Genomic DNA, 17,529 nt, shown 5'->3' on the forward strand with positions numbered 1-17,529 from the left:
CTTACAATGACTATTGTCCTATTTAATAATTACATCTATAATTATTAAATATTCAGTTTTTTAAGAATATTTAATCAAAAGAGGTGATTAAATGAGAACGATTAAAGCAAAATTATATTTTATTTTAGGTTTAGCTATTTGCGGATTAATTTCTTTATTAGGTGCTATATTATTTTTTAACAGTGTGCAAACGGAAAGTAAGCAGCAAGAACTGCATCTAGCTTCTATAGTTGGAGTGGGAAAAGAGATAAAAGCAACTATTTTGCAGACACGTAATGTGGAGGGGGAATACCTTCTATTACCAAACTATGCTTTAGGGGAAAATGTAAAAGAAGAAGTGAACAAACTGATACTTCTAGCTGAACAATACAGTAAGGATCGTATGATTTCTGAGGAACTGCAACAGAAATTTAAGCAAATAGCATTAGAAGGAGATGCCTACTTAAAAGGATTTGAAACATTATCATTACAGTATGAGGCGATCGGTTATGAAGCCTACGAAGGCTTAAAAGGTGATGTTCAAAGCTCTATTAAAGAACTGCAGTCCATAATCCAGTATACGAACGATAATAGTCTTATTTCTGAGCTCCAAGAACTACATAAAAATGAAGAATATTATATCTCTACCCAAAATCCAACTTTTTATCAAAATTTCCTTGAGGTTTCATCAGGATATGCGGAAAGACTAGAAAAGAATAATTCCCTTTCTGCAGAGCAAAAACAGTCCATTACATCTAGTTTTAATCATTATCTTACAGCAATGCAGGAAATACACAAATCCTATGAGGGAAGTACATCCTTTATTACTGCCTTCGATTCACAATCCAAATCCATTCAAACTGAAGTACAAGAACTAGAAAAAACGATTATCAGTGAGCAAGATAAACTGAATATAGTTTTACATCAAAAAAGTAGAATGTATACAATTATTATCATTTCAGTCAGCATTCTAATTATTTTTCTTTTATTTATCATTGGGTTAATTCTTTTAAAGAGGATATCCAAGTCTATTCAATTACTAATCACAGCAGCTCAAAAAATCAGTGCAGGAAATTTATATGATCGCATTCCGATCACAACGAAAGATGAAATGAGCATACTTGCAACAGCATTTAATCAGATGGCGGAAAAAGTTCAAGATAGCTTACTTTTTATCTCTACTACAGGAGACCAACTACATGCCTCTTCGCGACAATTAAGCTCAATCTCAGAAGAAACAACCGCTCAAGCTAATGAAGTTGACCAAAGTATTCAGCAAATTGCAATAGGAGCATCTGACCAAGCGAATCGTCTTCACAATAGTCTTCAAAATATAAAAGATGTGGAGAATAGAATAGAAGAGGCGGATATACTGGAAAAAGAGGTGACAAAAGAAGTTTTATCGGCTAGTCAAGAAAGTAAAACAGGACTTAGGATTGTAAAGGATTTAGAAGAAATATCATCTCATTTCCTCCAATTAACAAAAGTTCTAACAAATAAAGTGGTGCAGGCAACTCAATATTCAGAAAAAATCGCATCGATTGTTGATACAATTCAAACGATAGCAGATAGTACAAATCTCCTTGCCTTAAATGCTGCCATTGAAGCAGCTAGAGCTGGGGAAAGTGGAAAAGGATTCACCGTTGTCGCAACCGAAGTCCGCAATTTAGCAGAAAAGTCGAAGAAGGAAGCAGAAGACATTCAATTATTAGTTTCAGAAATGACACAAGAAATGAATCAGCTTAGAGAAAATGCTGACCAATTAAACGAATTTAGTAGTAGCCAGGAAAAATCTGTTCATACGACAAAATCTGTGTTTGAAAATATAGTAGATTCCATTTCCAATATAAACATAAAAGTAGTTACCATTAACACTGCGATTACTCAAATCAAGGAAGCTAATCAATCTCTAAAGCAGCATGTTTTGGAAGTATATGACGTTAGTCAATCTGCCGCTGCCTCAACACAAGAAGTATCTGCATCTAGTGAAGTTCAATTAGAAACTATAATAAAAATAAATGATTCTGCCTCTCTTCTCTATCAAATCTCCGTAGATCTACATAGTGAAGTTAGTCAGTTCAAACTCTATGCTATTGATGAAACGACTAATAAGCAAAACAAAATTATCTAAAACTTTATATACAAGAAGGAGTAGGTTAACTTAGAATCACTCCTTCTTCTATTTTTTTATTCATTATGTTGCTGAAATTTCATTTGTCCTACAAGTAATTCAACAACATGTTCAAACATAGATGTTCTATTAATTCTTCCAGATGTAAATATCCCAATAGCCCCTTCATATGAACGAACATTTTCTTTGTGTGCATATTCATCCATAACTGGGCCTAATTCTCTCCCTGCAAGTAATTCTATTTCGATTTCATTTGGCAATGGTATTCTTGCTCCGCTAGCAATAAAGGTGGTTCCATCCTTTAATACAAGTGCTCCCCAATTAGTTAAAAAGAGGATATTATTTGTTCTTTGCACTCCACCTTCCAATCCAATTCCTATCTCTCCTTTGCCCTCTTGCAGTGCGGTCATCGCTCGATTAATTGCTCCCTTAATCGTTTCCTCATCTGAAAATGGTTGGTCGCTTACACCGGAGCTAACGTTAAATGTCGCAAACTCGATATTTTTATCTTTTCCGAGACTATTTTGCACAGCTTTTACTTTTGCCTGATTATTTGTGCCAATACAAACCTTCACTTAAATTCTCTCTCCTAACCATTAGTATTAAAGAAAACTCCTGCAAAAAAGGCATCTCAACAATTAACAATTATAGTTGAGATACCTTTATCCATATATAGTTTTCGTAAACCAGTTTTATATTGTACCTAAAGTCTTAAAGATTTTTAAAATACAAACAGCTATTATTGATTAGCTCGCAATGTTTCAATGGTTGTACTATCTGTCGTTTTCACTAATTTAGTAAGCAGTTCCTTGGCAGCTGCATAATCATCAATATGAATGATGGATGCACTTGTATGAATATAACGAGAACAAATTCCAATTACAGCACTAGGTACACCTTGATTGGAAATATGAACTTGACCTGCATCAGTTCCACCAGGTGAAATAAAGTACTGATAAGCAATATTATTAGACTCTGCAGTATCTAATATAAATTCTCTCATTCCTTTATGCATAACCATTGTGCGGTCATAAATACGCAGTAACGCTCCTTTTCCAAGCTGTCCAAATTGATTTTTATCCCCTGATGCATCATTTGCCGGACTTGCATCTAAAGCATAAAATACGTCTGGTTTAATCATATTGGCTGCTGTTCTAGCCCCTCTTAAACCAACCTCCTCCTGTACCGTAGCTCCAGAGAATAAGATATTTGGAATCTCTTCACCTTGAAGATTCTTTAACAATTCAATCGCTAGTCCACAACCGTAACGGTTATCCCAAGCTTTCGCCATAATTTTCTTTTCATTAGCGAGTTGTGTAAATGGACAAATTGGGACAATCATCTGACCAGGCTTAATCCCAATTTTTAACGCATCTTCTTTATCATCTGCACCGATGTCGATTAGCATGTTTTTTATATCCATTGGTTTGCTTCTTGTTGCTTCATCTAAAAGATGAGGTGGTATGGAGCCAATGACGCCAATAACCGGGCCATGATTCGTTTCTATTTGTACTCTTTGTGCCAATAAAACTTGATTCCACCATCCGCCTATTGGTTGAAAACGAATCATTCCATTATCCGTAATGGATGTTACCATAAAACCAACTTCATCCATATGGCCTGCAACCATTACAGTCGGACCATCCTCTTTTCCTCTTTTAACTCCGAAAATGCTTCCAAGATTATCTTGGACAATTTCATTGGTATAAAGACTTAATTGCTCTTTCATAAAAGTTCGAACTTGATGTTCATTTCCAGCAATCCCTGGAAGTTCTGTTAAAGTTCGAAACAAATCTAATGTTTGTTGTTCCATTATAGCAAAGCTCCTTTTATTACTATGTATTTTAATAATATATTTATTGTACCGAAATATCTAAAGGCATACCACTACTTTCCACTAACTGATTGCAATTTATGCCTTTCCATTCTTTTTAGCCGAAAGGGAGAAAAAAATCCTAGGCATTTCTTCTATAACATAAATTAGATATAATAGAATTATCTAGTTTTTTTGATAGAGCTATTTCCATTGCCTAATGAAATTTTATTGAAAATGATCTAAAAAAACAGCTAAGGGGTTAAAGTTATGAATTGGAAACATATAATAGGCGGCGTTGTTGTAGGAGTAGCCGCAAGCTATATCGCCAAGGAAGCTATTTCTAAAAACAGTGGTCTTTCAAGTGAGCAGGTTTTATATATAGCCAAAACCGCTTTTAAAGAAAAGGGATCAATTAACGGATCTTGGATTAATATGGAGAAAGAGACGCTTCACACAGTGGACTCTTCTTTTACCGTTTATAGAGGTGGTATTACACGGATGAATGGTGATACACAAGAAGTATTTGAATTCGTTTCTGATAGTGAGACAGGTAAGATTATTGACATTAATCAATTATCATAAGTGTTTTTAATATTTTGCCAACACTTCTAGTAAATAGCACTCTAATCATAAAAAAGAGCTATCTCCATTTATACGAGATAGCCTTTTCCACAGTTATTTAAATTGCACTTCACAACGATATATTCTATTTCCTCTATTAGAAAATTTTTCTTCATACTCTGTCATAATATTGCCTTCAAAATCACTATTATGCAGGTCAAGACTTACATATTTCAAAAGCATTCCGTATTCAGAAAAACTTCTTAAAGAATACTCAAATAAACCTTGATTATCTGTTTTAAAATGGATTTCTCCTTGATTTCCAAGCACAGACTCGTAGGAAGCTAAAAACGTTTTATACGTAAGTCTTCGCTTTTCATGTCTCGTTTTTGGCCAAGGATCAGAGAAATTCAAATATACTCGTGCAATTTCCCCTTTTTCAAAGTAATCCTTTAGTTTTTCAGCATTCATATTCATTAACTTCAAGTTTGGTACCTCTGCCTCAATTAAGCGATCTAATGCAGAAACAATAACACTCTCCTGAAGCTCTACGCCGATATAATTGATGGAAGGATTTGCTTTTGCCATTTCTGTAATAAATCGGCCTTTTCCGGTACCAATTTCAATATGGATCGGCCCTTTCTGACTAAATGCCTGATCCCATTTACCTTTCCAATCTTCTGGGTTTTGGATAACATATTGTGGATATGCACTTAACTTATCTTTCGCCCATGGTTTATGTCTTAATCGCATGTGGACACTCCTTATTAATAACTATCGTTTCAAACAATATCATGCATTATACATGGATGCAATACTCTTTTCTTGGCAATTGATTTTTTTGAAGGATAAATTTACATTACGAACATCTGTATAAAGAAAAAAAGAATTCACAAGCTATAAGTGAATTCCTTAACTGGTATTTGAAAAGAATGATTTTACTCTTTTCATACTAGAACCTATAGAAAGGGTGTTCTAAGTATGCCTATAAATCATGAGCATCAACTAACTTTATTAGCTGATATTCTCAGTAATCAACAAACCGACTGCTGCGGATCTGTAGCAGAATGCGAACAAATAGAGAGGTTGATTACTTCCTTAAGAACCAATGATCAAATTGATCAAAATATTCTTCCAATATTAGAGGAAATACACCGTTACAGTGAACAAGGTGTTAATGCCTCTGATTTAGACAATCATATCCATTCATACCAAGATCAATTGTCTCAATGGGTAGATGGGATTAACAATTTTTCATAATAACTAATCGATTTATATGCAAACTTAATCAATATCATGTAAAAATTGCATCCATCTTTCCATCTCGCTATAACGCCCCTTCTTCTTGTACCAGCGTATGGAGTTGATGGTTTGGGCTATAACATACCATTTCATTCGTAAGGATAAATGATCTGTTAGTTCATACCCATATGTGTGTAACCAATTTTTCCAATCTTTCTTTGGAATATACCAATAAAGTAACATTCCTAAATCAATTGCTGGGTCTGCAATCATCGCACCATCCCAATCAATTAGATACAACTGGTTGTCTTCAGAGAGCAACCAGTTGTTATGATTAACATCACAATGGCATACAACATGCTCCGTTGTTTTGATAAATGGAAGATTATCCTCTAAAAATTGGATATAACGTGTGATATCCTCGTTTTCTTTTAATTCATCGTCTATCTCTGCTTTTATAACTGTCAAAATCATATCAGGATGAAAAGACGTTTTACCTAGCCTTTTGAGCATCTCTAATAAAGGCTTAGAGGTATGAATTTTCTTAAGTAACATGGTTACTCTTTCATCCGTCATATCGGAATGACCAAATTCCCTACCAATCAGCCATTGCTGAGCAGTAAAAACATCTCCGTTTTCAAATCTTTTTGTCCAAACAAGTTTTGGGACGATTCCTTCTGCAGAAAGCACAGCTAAAAACGGAGAAGAATTCCGCTTCAAAAAAAGCTTTTGTCCATTATTTTGTGCAAAAAAGGCTTCGCCTGTTTCTCCACCTGCAGGGGTTATTTCCCAATCTTGCCCTAATAAATGTTCCAAAATTGTTCACCTACTATATATTATGCTCCAAAAAAAAGATGAGAAATTCCTGTTTGAGTCTTTTTTGTCCTAAATTGGTAGGAAGAACAAACAAAAATGGTTATTAGCTATTCATCAACTATAGAAAATTTACACTCATCGTAAAGCAATCTATCTTCACATTAGCACATACGTGCCTAAAATTTAATGAGATAAAAAAGAAAAAGGACATAGTATCCATACAATTATACTATGTATCCAATATTTCCAATCATTTTATATTAAATTTCACCTAAATACATATCTTTAATAGAAAGTTTCTCATTTAAATATTATCTCTTATTTCATTTTTTAGTCAAGTGAATCTCCGGTTAAAATGAATATTTCTGCTAAATTTTTATTAGATTCTTCTATTAGGACAATCGCTCACTGTTTTTTAAATATTCAGGAAATATATCAACATACTTGCCAAGCTCCTATTACTTGGCGAGTATCGTGATACTAATAGGATTCATCATAATTCTATCTCCGTGAACACTTGGATATTCATCCTGATATACCACACCGTCTTCCACAATTATGTTCCAACCCTCTTCAGAACAATATGCTTCTTCGGCAGAATCATTTACATTAATCAATACAAGGATGGTTTCCCATTCATCCTTAAAGCCTTGTAAGTCATGTAATAGATACTGGATTATATCATTGGATTGCTGATTAATCGTTACATGTCTTTGTATGTCTTCTACAGATTGAAGTCGAAAGGCTTTATTCCTTTTTCTTAATAAAATTAAGCCTTTTATATATTCAACATTATTTAGATATTGATCCTTTCTATTCCAATCTAGCTGATTAATTTCGTCTGGTGATTGATAACTATTTTCCACACCATACTTCGTTCGAAAAAACTCTTGCCCTGAATGCAAGAAAGGTATCCCTTGACTAAGAAGTACGAGAGACGTTGCAAGCCGATGTCTTCTTATCTTCTCTTCTGCTGACTCATTAGAAAAACATATATCAATCTTATCCCATAACGTATGATTATCATGAGATTCCACATAATTTACAGATTGACCAGGTTCAAAAAACATCCCTTTATCCTTATAGGTTCCAATGCTTCCAGCTAATAATTCAGGGATCTCATCTTTATATTGCTTATTTCCAAGCGCATATCCTCGATCATATATATCAAAGGTACTTCCTTTTAATTTATCTCTAAATTGGTCATTAAACTGTCCAATCCTTGGCAGTAACTGTTGATTAGCAATAATTGCCTTCTCATCATGATTTATAGGGGTTGCAAGATCCCATCCTTCCCCAATTATTAATATGCTCTTATCGACATTATCACATATTGCACGTACTTCCTTCATCGTTTGGCAATCTAGAATCCCCATTAAATCAAAACGCAATCCATCAATTTGATATTCTTCTATCCAAAAACGGACAGAATCCACAATATAGCGTCTCACCATAGATCTTTCAGAAGCTATGTCGTTCCCTACTCCCGTTCCATTTGATGGCATTCCATACTTGTCATATCGGAAGAAATAACCTGGTACAATTTTTTCAAAAGATGAATCCTCTTTTTTATAAACATGGTTATAAACAACATCTAATATGACACGAATTCCTTGCTCTTGTACAGTATAAATCATCTCTTTTAGTTCATTAATTCTTACATAGGGATCAATGGGATCGGTTGAATAGCTACCCTCTGGAACATTATAATGGGAAGGATTATATCCCCAATTGTACTTTTTCAATACCTCTAATTCATCAATTTCTTCAAAGTCATGTACTGGGAGAAACTCTATATGGGTAACACCTAAATCTTTGATATAGGACAGGCCTGAAGGCTTCTTTTTATTCGTTTCAGTATTTAATTCTGTTACACCTAGATACTTTCCTTTTTGCTGAATCCCACTATCTGGATGGATTGTTAAATCCCTAATATGAGCTTCATATATTACACTATCGACTGCATGGTCTAGAGCTGGCAATACAGGTTTCTGTCTTCTCGTTTTATTTAAATCAACAATCACTCCTGTTTCTCCATTAACAGAAACAGCAACTGCATACGGATCTATTGCTTCTTTCCATTCTAAGTTAATCAGCACTAGATAACTGTAAAAATATCCTTCCACCTCATCTTCATAGATTGTTTTCCAAACACCTTTTTCCTGCCTTTCCATCTCTACAATTGTTCGTTCCTTATTTGATAGGTCTGGAGATTGCAACACTAACTTCACTTGTTGTGCAGTTGGAGCCCAAAGATAAAAAATACGCTGATTCGAAGAATAATCTACCCCTAATGGACCATCATAATAAAATTCCTCATCAAAGGAAGGTGTTCTGATAACAGCACCTATTTGTAAATCTGTTATCCCCTTGTTTCCATCTTCCACCTCATATTTTTGGCCAATTTGTATCTTTTCGTTTAAACGACATTTGTATTTAACGAAATGCTGCATTTTTTCTTTTGATTCAATCACAAGATTAATAGGATGCTTTTCACCTTTTAATAAAAAGGCTGTAGATTCCCCATGAAAATATGAATAGGGAAGTAGAACAGTAATTAATGACATTTCATCTAAATATGCAAAGAAACTTCTTCTTATCGACAGCAAATCCCTCACTCCCTTTTCTTATGAAAATGTATCTATTCTAAATCTTCCCCGTTATTTCTTATGTTTCCTCTGTATCCCATTCATATCTTCTTTTTGAATTCGTCAAACCATAATGCAATAAGCTTTCTGCGGCTTTTAATTGAATTGCCTTAATGGGTGAATGATGACTTCTCATTTTGTGAAACCATTCTTCATAATTTCTTTTTTCAATAACTTTCAAATCATACGGTGCAGATGGAAAATCGACATAACCATTTCTTGTAAGGATTACTTTATGAACAGGTAATGTAATGTCGTATTTATCTAAAATACTCTTAACAATTGTTTCTGTTCTATTTATAGATATGACAGGACTAAGTATCTTTTTCTCCTTATCTCTCTTTTTTTTAACCCAAAATTTTTCATTTGAACCAACAAATACTGCTGAGTTTTCTGCTTCTAACACATGAATACACCAAATATCTGTCGGTGTAATAATAATCGTATCTAATTCAACAGGTGCATTTTTCAGCTGAAACAGCGGTTGATAAAGTACTAAGAACGTATCCGGAAATCTCTGTAAGTAGTACTTTAATAAATCATCATAATAAAGCGTTTTAGTCACTTTTGATATTTCCGTGAGCGTTGAACTAGCCCATTTCAGCTGAAATTCGAATAATTGATTAAGAAATTGCTGTTTTAATTCATCTAATGTTTTTGGATGGCTATATTTTTTTGCATCGTAATCGAAGTTTAATTCTTCTACTTCTTCTTTTTCTTCCCTTTCTTTTTCATTAGTCAACTCTGCTTCTTCCATCTTATTACGATTCAAGATTGTTTTCTTAACTCGCTCAAGAAATGAAGGGCTTTCTATCATCCAGTCTTCTTCCCGTTCGTTCTCCATGTAAAAGAGACTTCTGTCCTTTGTTTCAAATGCTTTTTTTAATCCTATCCATTGTTGTTTTTTTAAACGAACAAAGCGTGATGGATACAAGACAATGTTCTGCTCATACCTAGACACATAATCTTGCAATTTTATTAATTGCGCCAAACTTTTCCCCCCTATATTACAATGTTTCTGTTGTCTCAATCCTTAAAGGAATAGCTTTCGATTATTTCATATTTAGGTATTTTCTCTATATGGGTCTGAAATAAATGTATGCTCTCCACCATAAAAATTAAATCTTCTGGTAGGCTGTATTCCTTTAACATCTGCTCCAAAAACATGGTATTTTGATCCCATTTTCTTGCCAGCGTTAAATGTGGATGAAAAGGTCTTGTTTCCAGCTGAAAATCTGCCTGCATACAGATTTCAAAAACTTGTTTTCTAAGATCAAATAATTTTTTCTCTTCTTTCATACCTGCCCAGAAAATTCTCGGACTTTGAAACTGACCAAAAACACCTAATTGTTCAATATGTAATGGAAATTCATCACTTGCTAGAACTGACTGTTTTAAAAGTGTCTGTAACTTATCCCTTTTATCCTTAGAGGCACTTCCTAAAAATGCAAGGGTAATATGATAATCTAAAGGATGTACCCATTTTTTAAAGGAGAATTTTTGTTGTAACTCCTTACTCATTTTTTCTAATTCATTCATAACCTGAACATCTGGCTTAATACCAATAAAATAATGAGGAATTGCATTTTTCATATTCTTTTTCCTTCTTGCTTCTTTTTTTAAGGCTGTTTTCGTAAAGTTTGTTGCGATTACCCGCAGCCGGAATACACTTCGCTTTCCGTGGGGCTAAGCTTTAGCCTCCTCAGCTTCGCCTCCGGGGTCTCAGACTGTCTCGCTAATCCCCGTGGCGTCTTCGTGTATTCCGGCTGCTCTATTTTTCCAACTAATTCTTTTTTCCGATTGAAAAAACAACAATCCTTTAGAAAACAGCTTTTTTAAAGATAAATGTATTTATAAAGTTAGACACCATGGCCAATCCCTGATCTCTAACTTTATTCTATTATATAACCTATCCTATTAATTTTAACCGTATTTATATCTATGTTTTCGAAATCTATATGATTAATATACCTTATTTTTCTTAAAAAAAGAAAAAGAGTCGTCTCAAAATCTAGCTATTAACCAGTTTGAAACAACTCCTTTTATTTTTTATTTCCTAGTACTGAATTCCTTATTAGCTAATCTGTCCGCACTCCCCAACAATAGCCTCAACAAATAAATCTTGTAGTTTCTTTGTAACTTCCCCAATGTTCCCTTCTTTCACGGGAACATTATTTACAGCAGTTATTGGTGTTACTTCAGCAGTTGTGCTAGATAAGAATACTTCATCCGCATCGATTAAATCTTCAATAGAAAATGCCTTTTCTTCCACTTCTATCCCATTTTCTTCACATAATTGAATAATTTTCTGTCTTGTAATCCCATTTAATATAAATTGATTTGCTTCATGAGTCCGAATCTTACCCCCATTAACAATCCAGATATTAGAAGAACTACCTTCCGTTACGGATAAATCCCTATACTGAATACTTTCAAAGCATCCTGCTTCTGCAGCTTTCTGTTTTGCCATGACATTTCCAAGCAAATTCAAACTTTTAATATCACATCTAGACCATCTAATATCTTCTACCGTAATCGTTCCTACTCCATTTTCTAGGTTATCAAGCGGTCTCGACAATGGTTTAGTATAAGCTACAAAAGCTGGTGCAACAGTTTCTGGATAACTATGATTTCGTGGACTTACGCCTCTTGTGAACTGCATATAAAGGATACCGGTGCTTAATGAATTTTTCGCAATTAACTCTTCTAATAAAATTGTTAATTCTGAGATGGAATAAGAAGTAGCTATGCCTATTTTCTCGCTACTTGCAGATAAACGCTCAAGATGTTCTTTCGCCATAAACATTTTACCATTGTACACACGGATTACTTCGTAAATTCCATCGCCAAACTGATATCCTCTGTCTTCTATATCTACTTTTGCTTCTTCTCTTGGTATAAACTCCCCATTCATTAACACCGTACTCATTTTCTCTTCTCCTTTAAGTGATCTCTTTATTTAGCCAATTCATATATTGCTTGTGCATAAATAGCGGTAGCTTTCAACAAATCCTCGATAAACATATACTCATCTTTTTTATGAGCAATATCTTCTCTTCCTGGAAAAAGCGGTCCAAATGCAACCCCTTTTTCTAGTGACCTTGCATACGTTCCTCCACCAATGGATAGAAGTTTCGCTTTTTCTCCCGTTTGTTCCTCATAAACCTTACTCAGCGTTTGAATTAATTCTGAGTCTTTTTCTACGTAATGTGGTTTTGAATCTGTGAAGTTCTCTAAGCTAAAACTATGTTCTGTTAATAACTTCGTTAATTTCTCTTTTGTTTTATCCATATCATTTGTAACAGGATAACGTACTGTTTGTCCTATTTTCCCACCACGATTTGCTTCATAATCCAATATACCGGCATTTAAAGTTAGCTCACCTGTAATATCATCCTCGTAATTAATACCGAGTTTTTTCCCTCTAGAATCATTCACAAAGAATTTTTTCACAAATTGAAAATAATGAATCGCCTTCTCATCCAGCTTTAATTCTACAAGAAAATCAGCAAGTTTTAATCCAGCATTAACCCCATTATTAGGCTCCAGACCATGTGCTGACACCCCTTCTAATTCTAATACCAAATCACCATTATCAACCAAATAGCGTCCAGGCACATTCTCTAGTTTTAAATAATTCTGATAGCGTTGAATAATCTCGGTTTGCTCGCCTTCTTTCACTTCTAATATGGCTTGCGCAAAGTCTGGGACCATATTATATCGTCTTCCCGAAGAAAAGCTAAGAATTTTCACTTCTCCCGAATCGGTTGCTTCTCCTGGAAATTTCTGAACGATGTCAAAATCAGCTATCCCTTTTTCCGCGAAAATAATCGGAAAGTCTGCATCTGGTGCAAATCCGATCGTAGGCATACTTTCTTCCTTGAAATACGTTTCTACACATCTCCAATCACTTTCTTCATCTGTTCCAATGATCATTCGTATCTCTTTTGTTAATGGAAGATGCAACTCTTTCACAATTTTCATCGCATAGTATGCAGCCATTGTAGGACCTTTATCATCTAATGCTCCTCTTGCATAAATTTTTCCATCGCGAATCTCTGCCTTATAAGGATCACTTGTCCATCCGTCTCCCTCTGGTACAACATCCACATGACAAAGAATACCAACATTCTCAGTACCTTCCCCATAAAGTAAATGGCCAGCAACGTTTTGAACATTCTTACTAACGAAACCATCTTTTTCTCCCAAGGATAGCATATAGGTTAATGCCTCTTTCACCCCTTTTCCAAAAGGTGCATCCTCTGTTGCATTTTCTTCGTCCAATACACTCCTAATTTGCAAAAGTCCCTGCAAATCCTTAATAAAGCTGTCTTTACGATTATGTACTTCATTTAACCAATCAATTGAACTCATGGCTGCCTCCTTGCAAACTTATAAATATATTATAGGAAAAACATATCATAAAACGCTTTATATGAAAAATAAAACCTTTAAAACCACATTTCACTAAATTATCATTAAGTATAGTATACCTTTTATTGAAAACAAAGCTATACTATAGTTAATCTAGCATATGGAAGGAATGTATTTAATTGGGATATATAGAAGATTTAAGAAAACTTGTTGGCAAGATGCCTCTTATTCTTGTTGGAGCAGTTGTCATTCTACTAGATAAGGACCAGAAAGTTCTCTTACAAGAAAGAAAGCATCCAAAAAATGTTTGGGGATTACCTGGTGGACTAATGGAAATAGGAGAAAGCACCGAAGAAACGGCGAAGCGCGAAGTATTCGAAGAAACAGGACTTCAAGTAACAAATCTTCAATTACTATCCGTTTATTCTGGAAAAGACTACTTTGCTGTTGCTGCAAACGGAGATCCTTTTTATACGGTCACAACTACCTACTGTACTTCTGAATATGAAGGAAAACTTGAGAACAATCACGAAGAATCATTCAGCCTGCAATTCTTCCCATTACACAATCTACCAGAAAAAATGGTCGGCAGCCATCGTAGAATGATAGAGGACTTTAAAATACGTTCAATAGTATAAAGTTAGAGAGAAGAAAAAATTTTATCCTTTTGATACTACTTTTGCAGAGGAAATTAAAAAGTTTATAAGAACAATGAGCAGCTCGAATACAAATTCACGGAAAGCGAAGTGTATTCAGGCTGCGGGTTAATAGGAACATGCTCTTCCAAAAAAACTTTTTAAATTTAGTTTACCAAATATAAAATTGGGGAAATAAAATTTATTTATAACCTTTTTACATTTTTATTCATATCATAATCGTATATCCCATATGATGAATGTAAAGAAACCCTACAGGGGGTGGTAAATACATACGTAAATAAGCAAATATTTTGTAAATTAACGCAAATAATGTAGAATATATTAGTAAATAGGGGTACAATATTTATATAGAATATCATTCTATTGAATGTATCACTATTTAGCCATTTGAAAAGGGGTTGTCTGTGGAAAAGAAAATTACATACGCTTGAAGAATTTGTTCTTCAAATAAGCTGTCGGTCGCTGGAATTTGCCAAAGGTTTGAAAAAAGGATAGGGAGTGGTTTATTGAAACCTTCAACTAACCGGATGTTAAACCGTATCAAATCCGTCTACATGTTTATTAGTAAGCGTGGAACTGTCACAACACAAGAGCTAGTGGAGGAATTTGGTATTACTCCGCGAACGATTCAAAGAGATTTGAATGTGTTAGCTTATAATGACTTGGTTCAAAGTCCAAGTCGTGGAAAATGGACAACAACTAGAAAAAAAGTGAAAATGACATCCTAAACCAATTAGAAACAACCGAGATTTTAAACTTGTATAATAAAACAAAACCTCACTGTAAGGCTTTCAGTTTTTAAACTTACGCTAAAAGGCCTTAGTGAGGTTTTTGTTGTGTGAAATTTTAATGGTTTTCACTAATATTACTATTAACTTGATAGTTTTTTAATAATTCTACTTCCTCTTCTGTTAACTCCCGATATTCTCCTAATTCTAGTGATTCATCGAGTTCCAACGGTCCCATTGAAATCCGTTTTAAATAAATGACCTTTTTTCCAACACTTTCAAACATTCTTTTTACTTGATGAAATTTCCCCTCTGAAATCGTTAACTCAATATCAGAGGTTTCTCCCGCTTTCAAAATAACCAGATCTCCAGGCTTCGTAAGATATCCATCATCTAAAACAACGCCTTTTTTAAATGCTGCAATATCGCCTTCTCCCACCTCTCCTCTTATTACGGCAAAATAGGTTTTAGGGACATGCTTTTTCGGCGATAGTAGTTGATGTGCTAATTTCCCATCATTCGTTAAGAGAAGCAACCCTTCCGTATCTTTATCCAATCTACCAACAGGAAATGGATTATACACAGAGTCTTCTATTTGCAAAATATCTATCACCGTTTCTTCTCTTGTATCCTCTGTTGCGGAAATAAGTCCTGGCGGTTTATTCATCATTAAATATATAAACTCTTTATATTCAATGATTTCATTATATAAAGATACTTCATCTTTTTCTGGATCGACTTGAAATTTTGCATCTTTTATTACTTCATCATTTACTTTGACTGCTTTATTTTTGAGGAGCATTTTCACTTCTTTTCTACTCCCATAGCCCAAATTAGCGAGCATTTTATCAATTCGCATGTAAACTCAACCCTATCCTTCTTTTCATTTCTTTTAAAAAGAGTACTAAATTAAAACGGAAGTTTTAGTTTTTGCTTTAGTCGTCGCGCTTGATCTCCAAATAAGCGATAGATTAATTTTGAGCGGAAAGCTAAATAAACATAAACTAGAATACCTAAAACTGCTACAATCACAACCATTAGAAGAGAAGCGAATACAGACTCGGTAGATAAGAATAATTCAAGCAATCGATATACGGTCGTTGTCACGATATACATCATAATCGAAAATCCGACAATTAAAATACTTCTTCGAATAACAATTTTAAAGGAATAATTAGCATATGCTTTGATTACCCCTAAATTGATTAAGATAGATACCGTGTATCCTAAAGTAGTCGCAAGGATAGCACCATTTGTTTCCCATCTTTCAATAAATGGCATATTTAAACTTAATTTAATTAAAATACCTACCAATAAACTTAGTATCGTAAAGCGCTGCTCATTTAATCCTTGTAGGATGGAGGCTGTTACCGGGTAAAGAGAAAAAAGAATCGCAACTGGAGCATATAGTTTTAATACTTCTGCCCCCATTAGAATATCTTCTGTTCCATAAAACAGGCGGTAAACAGGTTCAGCAAGAACAGAAAGACCAATACACGCAGGTAAAGTAATAAATAATAAAACTTGGAAAGTTTGATTTAAGTTTGTTGTTAAATCAGACTGATCATCTTTTATAAAAGCTCTAGTAATCATCGGAATTAACGCCATCGAAAATCCTGTTGCTAGTGATACTGGAATAATAATAATTTTATGTGTTTGGTAATTAAAAATATTTAGAGCTGTTTCAGAAATAGCAGTTAATCCGATACTACTCATTGCTCGGTTGAAGGTAACGGTATCTACTAATTGAAATAATGGATTAGCTAATCCCACAAATACAAATGGAGCTGCTGACAAGATTATTTCTTTATACATAGAACGTAAAGGAAGCTCTGTTTGCGTACCTCGATCGTTTAATAAAAGGTCATCATACTCACCTTTACTTTTTCGCCAATACAATAAAAGCACAGCTAAGCCGCCAATTGCACCAACAAATGCAGCAAAAACGGAAATACTGACTGCTGTTATGAGCTTGCCATTTAACACGTATAGAACGATTGCCGAGCCACCAAGCAAGAAAACAATTCGAACAATCTGCTCGATGACTTGAGACACAGCAGAAGGAGCCATCGCATCGTGCCCTTGAAAAAACCCTCTGATTAAGCTCATAAATGGAACAACAATTAACGCGAAGCTTACTGCACGAATGACAGTTGTTACCTGACCAACAGTTGAAGTTAAATCATCATCTGTGATAATAATTTCAGCAAGAAAAGGTGCTACTGCATATAAAGCTAGAAAAGATAGTACCCCACTTGCTAACATTATCATTAATCCTGATTTAAATAGCCTTCTCCCAACTTTATATTCTCCCATTGCATTATATTTCGAGATAAATTTGCTTACAGCTAATGGAATACCAGCTGTTGCAATACTTATGACAATAGTATAAGCTACATAAGAATATTGATATAACACGGTTCCTTGTTTTCCAACAATCATATTAAATGGTATAACATAAAATAATCCTAACGCTTTGGATATAATTGTCCCAAGTGTTAAAATAAATGTGCCTTTAAGCAATTTTGATGACATAAAATCCCTTCCTTAAACGAAGCTCTCTTAAAACGTTACA

Annotated in this window: 16 protein-coding genes; 5 read left to right on the forward strand and 11 right to left on the reverse strand. The window is 34.3% G+C overall.

Going from position 1 to position 17,529, the window contains the following annotated elements; all coding sequences use genetic code 11:
- Nucleotides 1-91 precede the first annotated feature (91 nt).
- On the forward strand, nt 92-2,110 hold the full coding sequence (locus tag HHU08_RS17840; protein WP_169188982.1) for a methyl-accepting chemotaxis protein: 2,019 nt from the start codon (nt 92-94) through the stop codon (nt 2,108-2,110).
- A 56-nt stretch (nt 2,111-2,166) separates the two neighbouring features.
- Here HHU08_RS17840 and HHU08_RS17845 read toward each other — a convergent pair whose 3' ends face one another.
- Nucleotides 2,167-2,685, reverse strand: a complete 519-nt coding sequence (locus HHU08_RS17845) for a DUF84 family protein (protein WP_169188983.1) — start codon at nt 2,683-2,685, stop codon at nt 2,167-2,169.
- A gap of 164 nt (nt 2,686-2,849) precedes the next feature.
- Nucleotides 2,850-3,923: a M42 family metallopeptidase gene (locus HHU08_RS17850; RefSeq protein WP_016202838.1), complete on the reverse strand. Its 1,074-nt coding sequence runs from the start codon at nt 3,921-3,923 to the stop codon at nt 2,850-2,852.
- A 270-nt stretch (nt 3,924-4,193) separates the two neighbouring features.
- On the opposite strand from HHU08_RS17850, the gene HHU08_RS17855 reads away from it, so the two are divergent.
- On the forward strand, nt 4,194-4,508 hold the full coding sequence (locus tag HHU08_RS17855) for a PepSY domain-containing protein (RefSeq protein ID WP_169188984.1): 315 nt from the start codon (nt 4,194-4,196) through the stop codon (nt 4,506-4,508).
- A 93-nt stretch (nt 4,509-4,601) separates the two neighbouring features.
- On the opposite strand, the gene trmB is transcribed toward HHU08_RS17855, so the two are convergent.
- Nucleotides 4,602-5,240, reverse strand: a complete 639-nt coding sequence (gene trmB, locus HHU08_RS17860; RefSeq protein ID WP_016202840.1) for a tRNA (guanosine(46)-N7)-methyltransferase TrmB — start codon at nt 5,238-5,240, stop codon at nt 4,602-4,604.
- A 228-nt stretch (nt 5,241-5,468) separates the two neighbouring features.
- Between trmB and HHU08_RS17865 the strand changes: the two genes are divergently transcribed.
- Nucleotides 5,469-5,747: a YtzH-like family protein gene (locus HHU08_RS17865; protein ID WP_016202841.1), complete on the forward strand. Its 279-nt coding sequence runs from the start codon at nt 5,469-5,471 to the stop codon at nt 5,745-5,747.
- 24 nt (nt 5,748-5,771) lie between these two features.
- Here the strand turns inward: HHU08_RS17865 and HHU08_RS17870 are convergent, their stop codons facing one another.
- The 6 genes from HHU08_RS17870 to pepV all read right to left on the reverse strand — a co-directional run bounded on the left by HHU08_RS17870 (nt 5,772) and on the right by pepV (nt 13,567).
- Entirely contained in the window at nt 5,772-6,545 is a 774-nt protein-coding gene (locus HHU08_RS17870) for a phosphotransferase family protein (protein ID WP_016202842.1), read from the reverse strand.
- A gap of 458 nt (nt 6,546-7,003) precedes the next feature.
- Nucleotides 7,004-9,163 (reverse strand): type I pullulanase, encoded by a 2,160-nt coding sequence (pulA, locus tag HHU08_RS17875; protein ID WP_328823035.1) that lies wholly within the window; start codon nt 9,161-9,163, stop codon nt 7,004-7,006.
- A 49-nt stretch (nt 9,164-9,212) separates the two neighbouring features.
- Nucleotides 9,213-10,184 (reverse strand): nuclease-related domain-containing protein, encoded by a 972-nt coding sequence (locus HHU08_RS17880; protein ID WP_169188986.1) that lies wholly within the window; start codon nt 10,182-10,184, stop codon nt 9,213-9,215.
- A 35-nt stretch (nt 10,185-10,219) separates the two neighbouring features.
- Entirely contained in the window at nt 10,220-10,786 is a 567-nt protein-coding gene (gene thpR / locus HHU08_RS17885) for an RNA 2',3'-cyclic phosphodiesterase (protein ID WP_040343195.1), read from the reverse strand.
- 481 nt (nt 10,787-11,267) lie between these two features.
- Nucleotides 11,268-12,122, reverse strand: a complete 855-nt coding sequence (dat, locus tag HHU08_RS17890; protein ID WP_016202846.1) for a D-amino-acid transaminase — start codon at nt 12,120-12,122, stop codon at nt 11,268-11,270.
- A 26-nt stretch (nt 12,123-12,148) separates the two neighbouring features.
- Nucleotides 12,149-13,567 carry a dipeptidase PepV gene (gene pepV, locus HHU08_RS17895; protein ID WP_016202847.1) on the reverse strand — a complete coding sequence of 473 codons (1,419 nt, stop codon included), beginning with the start codon at nt 13,565-13,567 and terminating at the stop codon, nt 12,149-12,151.
- Between the two features lie 179 nt (nt 13,568-13,746).
- Between pepV and HHU08_RS17900 the strand changes: the two genes are divergently transcribed.
- Both HHU08_RS17900 and HHU08_RS17905 read left to right on the forward strand, forming a co-directional pair.
- Nucleotides 13,747-14,205: an NUDIX hydrolase gene (locus tag HHU08_RS17900; RefSeq protein ID WP_016202848.1), complete on the forward strand. Its 459-nt coding sequence runs from the start codon at nt 13,747-13,749 to the stop codon at nt 14,203-14,205.
- Between the two features lie 527 nt (nt 14,206-14,732).
- On the forward strand, nt 14,733-14,954 hold the full coding sequence (locus HHU08_RS17905) for a DeoR family transcriptional regulator (RefSeq protein WP_016202849.1): 222 nt from the start codon (nt 14,733-14,735) through the stop codon (nt 14,952-14,954).
- Between the two features lie 118 nt (nt 14,955-15,072).
- On the opposite strand, the gene HHU08_RS17910 is transcribed toward HHU08_RS17905, so the two are convergent.
- Both HHU08_RS17910 and HHU08_RS17915 read right to left on the reverse strand, forming a co-directional pair.
- Complete coding sequence (locus tag HHU08_RS17910) at nt 15,073-15,813, reverse strand: pseudouridine synthase (protein ID WP_101730623.1); 741 nt, start codon at nt 15,811-15,813, stop codon at nt 15,073-15,075.
- Nucleotides 15,814-15,863: 50 nt separating this feature from the next.
- A complete protein-coding gene (locus tag HHU08_RS17915; RefSeq protein WP_101730622.1) occupies nt 15,864-17,489 on the reverse strand; it encodes a putative polysaccharide biosynthesis protein in 1,626 nt (541 codons plus the stop codon).
- Between the last annotated feature and the right edge of the window lie 40 nt (nt 17,490-17,529).

Origin of the sequence: Niallia alba, from assembly GCF_012933555.1 — a bacterium.
In the GTDB taxonomy this organism is placed as follows: Bacteria; Bacillota; Bacilli; order Bacillales; family Cytobacillaceae; genus Niallia; species Niallia alba.